This is a genomic window from Curtobacterium sp. A7_M15, from assembly GCF_030705415.1.
GTDB lineage: Bacteria > Actinomycetota > Actinomycetes > Actinomycetales > Microbacteriaceae > Curtobacterium.
In genome coordinates this window covers 1-9,201 of record NZ_JAUZED010000129.1, presented here as the reverse complement: position 1 = coordinate 9,201, position 9,201 = coordinate 1, and the positions used below count along the sequence as shown (strand labels likewise).

The following is a 9,201-nucleotide window of genomic DNA, read 5'->3' as shown; positions in this document are numbered from 1 at the left end:
GCACCACCCGCCGGACCGGCACCCGCACCGGCACCACCCGCCGGACCGGCACCCGCACCGGCACCACCCGCCGGACCGGCACCCGCACCGGCACCACCCGCCGGACCGGCACCCGCACCACCCGCCGACCCCCGACGCCCCACCGGCGCCTGCGGGCGGCCCAGGGTGACGAGCTCCCCCTCGAGCAGGAACTGCCCACTGAAGGGGAACGACCGGGTGCGCCCCTTCCAGTCCTCGAGCTCCACGTTGCCGGCCTCGAGCCGCACCACGGCGCCGGCCCAGCCGGTCGTCGGGTCCTCGAGGACCATGTCCCGCTCCAGCGGCACCTGCCGCACCTTCTGCACCCCGCGCGAGCGCCAGTCGCCCGAGAGCACGTCACTGCCGTACCGGTCGTCGTCCACCCGCACGAGGGTACTGTCGACCCCGGCCCGGACGACGTCGACCGGCCGCACACCCCACCATCTCGACGGAAGGCTCCCCCCTTGCGCGCTGCGATCATCCACGCCCCGAACGACATCCGTGTCGAGGACCGCGACCAGCCCGACCTCATCACGCCGAAGGACGTCGTGGTCAAGGTCGTCGCAGCCTGCGTGTGCGGGTCGGACCTCTGGCCGTACCGCGGCGTCACGCCGACGAAGCAGCCGCGCCCGATCGGTCACGAACTCGTCGGCGAGGTCGTCGCGGTGGGCGACGACGTCGCGGACCTGCACGTCGGCGACTTCGTCATCTCCCCCTTCACCATGAACGACGGCACGTGCCAGGCCTGCCGCCACGGCATGACGACCGGCTGCGACCACCTGTCCGGCTTCGGCGGCAGGGACGCGTACGGCGACCCGGTCGGCGGCGCGCAGGCCGAGTACGTCCGCATCCCGGACGCCGCCGCGACGCTCGTCGCGGTCCCGGGGCCGGTCGACCCGGCGCTGGTGCCCTCGCTCCTCACCCTGTCGGACGTCTTCTCCACCGGCCACCACGCCGCGGTGTCCGCGGCCGTCGGCCCGGGCAAGACGGTCGTCGTGGTGGGCGACGGCGCGGTGGGGCTGTCCGCCGTCCTCGCCTCGAAGCGGCTCGGCGCCGAGCGGATCATCGCGATGAGCCGGCACGCCGACCGGCAGGCGCTCGCGCGCGAGTTCGGCGCGACGGACGTCGTCGAGGCGCGTGGCGAGGAGGGTGTCGCGGCGATCCGCGAGCTGCTCGGCGGCGACCTGGCCGACTGCGCGGTCGAGGCCGTCGGCACCGAGGAGAGCATGGACCAGGCGCTGCACTCGGTCCGCCCCGGAGGGAACCTCGGCTTCGTCGGTGTCCCGCACGGGGTGCCGACGATCGGCACGCGGTACCTCTTCGACACGAACATCGCGATCGCGGGCGGCATGGCCCCGGCGCGGAAGTACATCCCCGAGCTCCTGCCGGACGTGCTCTCCGGGGCGATCGAGCCCGGTCGCGTCTTCGACCTCGAGCTCCCGCTCGACGAGGCGGCGGAGGCGTACCGGGCGATGGACGAGCGTCGCGCCATCAAGGTGCTGCTGCGCCCGTAGGGCGCGCCCGGCGCGTCCCGGCTCTGCCTGCTTCGCGAAAGCGACAGTCTGCCGCCGACCGATGCCTGTGCACTGCCGCTTTCGGGTGCGGACCCACGCGGCGATCCAGCACAGTGTCGCTCTGGCAGGACACACGCCACCACCCACGGCCCAGGAGGCGCGGTGCCGGCCCGCACCGCGCCTCCTGAACCGAGCGCGGTCGCGACGACCCCCTGTCGCGGCTCCGCCCCACCCCGCACGTTTCGCGGAGCGGAACGCGTGTTTCGAATCGGTAAACAAACCTTTCAGTAAAGAAGGTTGTCCGTTACAGTCCTCGACATGACCACACGAGGACGCACCCCCGGCCAGCCCGGGCTCCTGCGCGTCCTCAACGACCGGGCCGCGCTCGAGCTCCTGCTCGACGACGGTCCGCTCACCCGCAACGAGATCGCGCAGCGGACCGGGCTCAGCAAGCCGACCGCAGCCGAGATCATCCGGCGGCTCGAGGCGGCGGCGCTCATCCGCGAAGCCGGTACCGCCTCGCAGACCGGTCGCCGCGGCCCGAGCGCCGTCGTGTACGAAGCGATCACCGAGCGCGACCTCGGGGTGGCGGTCGACGTCCAGCTGGTCGACGTCCGGAGCACCGTGGTCGACGCCGCCGGTCGGACCTTCCCGGTCGCGACCCACACCATGTCCCCGGACGAGATGCGCGCGCCGGGTGCCGACATCGTCGCAGCAGCGATCTCGCGCGCGGCGGCCGCTGCGGACGTCGACCCGGACCTCGTCACCGCCGTCGCGGTCGGCGTGCAGGCGAGCGTCGACCACGCGACCGACACCCTCATCTTCACCGACGGCCTGCCCGGCTGGCCCCGCGATCGGGTCTCCGCGACGCTCTCCGCAGCGCTCGGGGTCCGGGTCGTCATCGAGAACGACGCCAACCTCGCGGCCATCGCCGAACGGAACATGGGCGCCGGACGGACCCCCGGGTCGTTCGCCCTGTTCTGGATGGCCGAGGGCCTCGGCATGGCGCTCGACCTCGGCGGCCACCTGCACACCGGCGCGTCCGGCGCCGCCGGCGAGATCGGCTACCTCGGCGTACCCGCAGACGCACGTGCCATCGACCCGACGGCCACGATCGTCGCGGACCTCATCTCCGAGTCCGCGATCATCGCCCTCGCCGCCGAACACGGGATCACCGCGCCGGACGGCACACCCGCCGACTGGCGCCAGGTGCTCCCGCAGCTGCCCGGGCTCCCCGAGCAGCACCCGTTCACCACCGCCCTCGGCGAGCGCGTCGGGCACAACGTGCTCCCCGCCCTCGCCGTCGCCGATCCCGAGACGGTCGTGCTGCACGGCCCGACCGGGATCGCGGGCGGACCCGCCCTGGCCGCCGCCGTGACCGCCTGGCTCCGGACCCGCACACGCTGGTCCACCGCCGTCGTGGCACCCGGCGTCCCCGACACCCCCGTCCTGCACGGTGCGCGGCACGTCCTCATCGACGTCGTCCGCACCGCGCTCGCAGACCGTCTCGAGCGCATCAGTGACGATGTGCCCGCGCCGGACCCGGCCGAGCGCCCCTGACCAGCACCACCCCACCCGCACCACTCGAGGCACCATCACCCGGCCCTGACCCAGGGCTCTTCGGCGCGCCCGGAAACGGTGTCGCACGCTCGGATCCGTCCAGCGTTCGACGTCGGCACCCGCAGCGCGTCGGAGCGAGATCAGAGAGCGAGTCCCGCATGTCCCTCCCCAGCCCGAAACTCCGGCGCATCCTCACAGCCACCGCGATCGCGGCAGCCGGCGCCCTCGTCGTCGCCGGCTGCAGCTCCGGCAGCAGCGCCGACTCGATCGAGAAGAGCGCGCCCAAGGAACTCAAGGGCACCGTGTCCCTGTGGCACTTCTTCACCGGGCGCGAAGCCGGCGTCGTCGCCGATGCCGTGAAGGGCTTCGAGAAGGAGAACCCCGGCGTCACGGTCGACATCCACGCCGGCCAGGACGACGAGAAGCTGCAGAAGGCGATCTCGTCCGGCCAGAACATCGACGTGGGCCTGTCGTACTCGACCGCCATCGTGGGCAGCTTCTGCTCCTCGGGCGCCTTCCGCGACCTGTCGCCCTACATCGAGCGCGACAAGGTCGACCTGTCGGACATCCCGAAGGCCGTGCGGTCGTACACGCAGTACAAGGGCACCCGGTGCACGTTGCCGGCCCTCGCCGACGTGAGCGCGCTCATGTACAACAAGCCGCTGCTGGCGAAGGCCGGGATCCAGACCCCGCCGAAGACGCTCGACGAGCTCAAGGCCGACGCCCTCAAGCTCACCACCTACAACGCCGACGGCTCGATCAAGCAGCTCGGCTTCAACCCGCTCATCGACTTCTACGAGAACTCCCCCGAGCACTGGGCCCCGATGGTCGACGGGTCGTGGTTGGACGAGAAGGGCAACAGCGTGATCGGCACGTCCGACGCGTGGAAGAAGCTCATCACCTGGCAGAAGGACTTCGTCGACCAGATCGGGTACGACAAGCTCAAGGCCTTCACCTCGGGGCTCGGCCAGGAGTTCGCCGCTGACAACGCGTTCCAGACCGGCCAGGTCGCGATGCAGATCGACGGCGAGTACCGCACCGCGTTCATCAAGGACCAGAAGCCCGATCTCGACTACGGCACCGCGCCGACCCCGGTGATGGAGGGCCTCGGCAACTACGGATCGACCTACATCGCGGGCAACGTGGCGGGCATCGCCAAGGGCTCGAAGCACCCCGAGCTCGCCTGGGCGCTGCTGAAGTACCTGTCGACGAACACCGACGCGCAGGTCACGATGGGCAACGGGCTGAAGAACATCCCGACGATCACCTCCGCACTCGAGTCGCCGAAGCTCGAGGTCGACGAGAACTACAAGACCTTCGTCGACGTGGCCGGCAACAAGGACACGATGACGTCGCCCGGCACCGCCGACGGGGCCGCGTACATCGGCACCTTCACGAAGTTCTGGCAGGCGTACCAGCAGAACGGCGGCGACCTCGACGCGAAGCTCAAGAAGCTCGATTCGGACATCGACAACGCCAACCAGCTGGCTGGTCCGTGACCATGACGGACGTCACCACCCCGGAAACCGGCAGCCAGGAGGCGCGGCCCACCCGCGCCTCCCGGCCCACCGGCCCAGACGGGTCGGCTCCCACCCCCGCGGCGGGCTCCGCGCGCCCGCCACGTCGGCGCCGTTCCGCCGAGTCCCGACGTCGGCTCGTCGCCCTGACGATGCTCGCACCGGCCCTGGCGGGCCTCGTGATCTTCTTCGCGTACCCGCTCGTCGCGTCGATCTTCTACTCGTTCACCCGGTACAACCAGCTGCAGGAACCCGAGTTCGTCGGCCTGCTGAACTACCGGTTCCTGTTCACGCAGGACCCGCAGATCGGCCCCGCGGTCGTCAACACCCTGTGGTTCGTGGTCGTCCTCGTGCCGGTCCGCATCATCTGCGGGCTGCTCGTGGCGGGGCTGCTCAGCCGAGCGAAGACGGCGACCGGGTTCTGGCGGACGCTGTTCTACCTGCCCGCCCTGGTGCCGCCGGTCGCGAGCGTCGTGGCGTTCGTGTTCCTCTTCAACCCCGGCACCGGCCCCGTCAACCAGATCCTGCGCGTGTTCGGGATCGACGGACCGCTGTGGTTCAACGACCCGGCGTGGTCGAAGCCCTCGCTCGTGATCATGGGCGTCTGGGTGATGGGCGACATCATGATCATCTTCCTGGCGTCGCTCCTCGACGTGCCGCGCGACCTGTACGAGGCCGCCTCGCTCGACGGGGCCAACGGTGTCCAACAGGTGCGACACATCACCCTGCCGACGATCGCGCCGGTCATCGGGTTCGCCGCCGTCACGGGGGTGATCGCGGCCCTGCAGTACTTCACCGAGGCAGCGGTCGCGTCGGGCGTCGCCAGCGGCAAGGCGACGATCGGCGGCGGGACCGCGGCGCAGCTCGGCTACCCGGGCACCTCGCTGCTCACCTACACCGAGCTGCTCTACCAGCACGGGTTCGCGAACTTCCAGTTCGGCTACGCGTCCGCCATGGCCGTCGTGCTGTTCGTGATCACCGCCGTGGTGCTCGTCTTCACGATGCGCCGGATCAGCGTGTTCCGACCGGAGGAGTCCTGATGACCGCCGTCTCCCAGTCCCCGCTCGCCCGGGCACCCCGCGGCTCGGCGTCCGGCTCGGCTCGTGGGCCGCGCCGCAGCCTGCTCGTCTGGATCGCCGAGCACGCAGTGCTCGTCGCGCTCGGTGTCCTGACCATCGCGCCGATCGTGTTCGTGATCCTGACCTCGCTGATGTCGAGCAACCAGGCGCTCACGGCGTCGATCGTGCCGCGGCCGTTCGACTTCTCGAACTACGGCCGGGTGTTCACCGAGCTGCCGCTCGCGCAGTGGTTCGGCAACTCCGCCCTCTACGCAGTGCTGGCGACCGCGTTCATGCTCGTCAGCTCGGTCCCGGCCGCGTACGCTCTCGCGCAGATCCGGTTCCGCGGTGCGAACGCGATCTTCACGATCATCATCGTGGCGATGCTCCTGCCCCCGCAGGTCACCGCCGTGCCCGTCTACGTCATGTGGTCCGAGCTGCACCTCACCGGCACGCTCTGGCCGCTCATCCTGCCGAACCTGCTCGGCGACGCGTTCAGCATCTTCCTGCTCCGCCAGTTCTTCCTGACGATCCCGAAGGAGTACGGGGACGCCGCGCGCATGGACGGCTGCAGCGAGTGGGGCGTGCTCTGGCGCGTCGTCGTCCCGATGGCCCGACCGGGCATCGCGTCGGCGGCGATCTTCATGTTCTTCCACTCGTGGAACGACTACTACGGCCCGCTCCTCTACGCCTCCGAGAACCAGGCCGCCTGGCCGGTGGCGTACGGACTGGCGACGTTCCGCGGCCAGCACGGCACCGACTGGTCAATGACGATGGCGATGACCGTCGTCGTCATGGTCCCCGTCGTGATCATCTTCTTCTTCGCACAGAAGGCATTCGTCGAGGGCATCGCGCTCACCGGCGTGAAGGGATAGCACCACAGTGAAACTCGCAGTCATCGGTGGCGGATCCACCTACACCCCCGAACTCGTGGACGGCTTCGCCCGACTCCGCGACCAGCTGCCGATCGACGAGCTCTGGCTCGTCGACCCCGACCCCGTCCGCCGCGAACTCGTCGGCGGTGTCGCCAAGCGGATGTTCGCCCACGCCGGTCACCCGGGCACGATCCACGTCACGGACGACGTCGTCGCCGGGGTCACGGACGCCGACGCCGTGATGTTCCAGCTCCGCATCGGTGGACAGGCCGCCCGCCACCAGGACGAGACCTGGCCGCACGAGGCCTGCTGCATCGGGCAGGAGACCACCGGGCCCGGCGGCTTCGCGAAGGCGCTCCGCACCGTGCCCGTCGTGCTGGAGTACGCCGCGCTCGTCAAGCGGTACGCCAAGCCGGACGCGTGGATCGTCGACTTCACGAACCCGGTCGGGATCGTCACGCGGGCCCTCCTCGAGGCCGGACACCGGGCCGTCGGGCTCTGCAACGTCGCGATCGGGTTCCAGCGCCGCTTCGCGAAGGAGTTCGACGTCGCGCCGAGCGCCGTCCGACTCGACCACGTCGGCCTGAACCACCTGACGTGGGAGCGCGGGGTGCACGTCCGCTCCGCCGACGGCAGCGAGCGAGACGTCCTCGACGACCTGCTCGCCGCGGAGACCGGTGCCCTCGACCGGATGGCCGAGAGCGTGCACATGCCCGCCGACCTCCTCCGGTTGCAGCACGCCGTGCCCTCGTACTACCTCCGCTACTTCTACGCCCACGACGTCGTGCTCGAGGAGCAGCTCCACGAGCGCACCCGCGCCGAGGCCGTGATGGACACCGAGCGCGCGCTGCTCGCGAAGTACGCGGACGAGTCCGTCGTGACGAAGCCGGCCGAGCTCGAGCAGCGCGGCGGGGCGTACTACTCCGAGGCCGCGATCGACGTGCTCTCCTCGATCCTCGGCGACCGCGGCGACGTGCAGGTCCTCAACGTCCGCAACGACGGCACGTTCCCGTTCCTCCCCGACGACCACGTGATCGAGGTCCCGGCGCGGGTCACCCGCGCCGCGATCACGCCGTTGCCCGTCGCGCCGCTCGACGCCGACATGGTCGGGCTCGTGTCGCACGTCGCTGGGTACGAACGCCTCGCGCTCGACGCAGCGGTGCACGGGGGTCGCGACCGGGTGCTCCGCGCGATGTGGGCGCACCCGCTCGTCGGCCAGGTTGACAAGGCCGAGAAGCTCACAGACCTGCTCCTGGCCGCGAACGCGGAGCACCTGCCGTGGACGCGATCGGAGCAGCTGACGTGGGCGGGTTGAGTGGAGCCCGCGCGACCGGGGCCGGCATCGGGACCGCCCGGGCCACGCGCCCTCCCGCGCCCGCCGGGCCGGACCCGAGCGACGTCGTCCTGGCCGTGGACGGCGGCGGCAGCAAGACCGACGTCGTCGCCATCGCCCTCGACGGCTCGATCGTGGGGCACGCGCGCGGCCCCGGCTCCAACCCGCAGACCCGCGGATGGGACGTCGCCGGGCCGATCCTCGACGACGTCCGGGCGCGGGTCGTCGGCGACCTCGGCGAGCGCAGGATCCGGACCACACACGTGTACCTGGCCGGTCTCGACCTGCACGCCGAACTGGTCGCGGCGACCGAGGCACTCGCACACTGGGAGGCCGACGGCGGCGCGCCGCACGTCCTCGACAACGACCTGTTCGCGCTGCTGCGGGCGGGGACCCTGTCACCGGACGCCGCGGCGGTGGTCTGCGGGACGGGGATCAACGCACTCGCGGTCCGGGCCGACGGCACCACGGCACGGTTCCCCGCCATCGGGGACGTCTCGGGCGACTGGGGCGGCGGCGCGTACCTCGGCAACCGTGCACTGTGGCACGCCGCACGGGCCGACGACGGTCGCGGGCCGGCGACTGCCCTGGTCACGGCCGTCCCGGCAGCGCTCGGGCTCCGCAGCGTCCGCGAGGTCACCGAGGCCATCCACTTCGGCCGCCTCGACCAGCGGGTGTTCAACCGGCTCTGCCCGGTGCTGTTCGAGGTCGCCGGTGCGGGTGACGCCGTGGCCACCAGCGTCGTCGAACGGCAGGCCGAGGAGATCGTCCTGCTCGCGGCGGTCGCGCTCGAACGTCTCGGTCTGGGTGGCTCGGCGGCGAGCCCGGTGCCGGTGGTCCTCGGCGGCGGGGTGCTCGCGGCGCGGGATCCCCTGCTCGTCGAAGGAGTCGTCGAGGGTCTCGCCGCCCGGGTGCCCGGAGCGGTGCCGACGTGGGTGACCGATCCTCCGGTGCTCGGGGCAGGGTTGGCGGCGCTGGAGTCCGTCGGCGCTGACGAGGCAGCGCTCGACCGCTACCGGCAGGCCGTGCGCTCCCGGGCCTTCGCGAGCACGACGGCCCTGATCCGCTGACGCGGCGCGCGACGCCGCGCGGCGGTCATGGCACGGTCCTCGCGAAAGCGACAGTGTGCCGCGCGATGTGTGCAGCACACTGTCGCTTCGGCGCCACCAACACCGCGCGCCTCCCGCGCACTGTCGCTTTCGCAGCACGACCCACGAGCGCCACCACGAGCGCCAGCCCAGACGTGCCAGCCACACACCGCTCGAAGCCCAGCCACGTACGGACGGGAGGCACGGTGCCACCCCGCGCCGCGCCTCCCGTCCGGCC

7 protein-coding genes and 1 pseudogene are annotated in these 9,201 nt (G+C 71.5%); 7 read left to right on the top strand and 1 reads right to left on the bottom strand.

Annotated features, from left to right (window positions below):
* Window positions 1-401: pseudogene (locus Q7F20_RS16435) on the bottom strand (hypothetical protein); the annotation flags it as partial.
* An 81-nt stretch (window positions 402-482) separates the two neighbouring features.
* Between Q7F20_RS16435 and Q7F20_RS16430 the strand changes: the two are divergent.
* From Q7F20_RS16430 to Q7F20_RS16400, 7 genes are all read left to right on the top strand, one after another.
* Complete coding sequence (locus tag Q7F20_RS16430) at window positions 483-1,532, top strand: alcohol dehydrogenase catalytic domain-containing protein (RefSeq protein WP_305741143.1); 1,050 nt, start codon at window positions 483-485, stop codon at window positions 1,530-1,532.
* A gap of 318 nt (window positions 1,533-1,850) precedes the next feature.
* Window positions 1,851-3,092 carry an ROK family transcriptional regulator gene (locus Q7F20_RS16425; protein ID WP_305741142.1) on the top strand — a complete coding sequence of 414 codons (1,242 nt, stop codon included), beginning with the start codon at window positions 1,851-1,853 and terminating at the stop codon, window positions 3,090-3,092.
* 158 nt (window positions 3,093-3,250) lie between these two features.
* Window positions 3,251-4,591 (top strand): extracellular solute-binding protein, encoded by a 1,341-nt coding sequence (locus Q7F20_RS16420; protein ID WP_305741141.1) that lies wholly within the window; start codon window positions 3,251-3,253, stop codon window positions 4,589-4,591.
* A 2-nt stretch (window positions 4,592-4,593) separates the two neighbouring features.
* Entirely contained in the window at window positions 4,594-5,649 is a 1,056-nt protein-coding gene (locus Q7F20_RS16415) for a carbohydrate ABC transporter permease (RefSeq protein ID WP_305741145.1), read from the top strand.
* Window positions 5,649-6,542, top strand: a complete 894-nt coding sequence (locus Q7F20_RS16410) for a carbohydrate ABC transporter permease (RefSeq protein WP_305741140.1) — start codon at window positions 5,649-5,651, stop codon at window positions 6,540-6,542. The genes Q7F20_RS16415 and Q7F20_RS16410 overlap by 1 nt, the downstream gene beginning before the upstream one ends.
* A 7-nt stretch (window positions 6,543-6,549) precedes the next feature.
* The gene (locus Q7F20_RS16405; protein ID WP_305741139.1) at window positions 6,550-7,857 is read left to right on the top strand and encodes a 6-phospho-beta-glucosidase; all 1,308 of its coding nucleotides are present in this window, start codon (window positions 6,550-6,552) and stop codon (window positions 7,855-7,857) included.
* Window positions 7,854-8,945: an N-acetylglucosamine kinase gene (locus tag Q7F20_RS16400; RefSeq protein WP_305741138.1), complete on the top strand. Its 1,092-nt coding sequence runs from the start codon at window positions 7,854-7,856 to the stop codon at window positions 8,943-8,945. The genes Q7F20_RS16405 and Q7F20_RS16400 overlap by 4 nt, the downstream gene beginning before the upstream one ends.
* Window positions 8,946-9,201 lie beyond the last annotated feature (256 nt).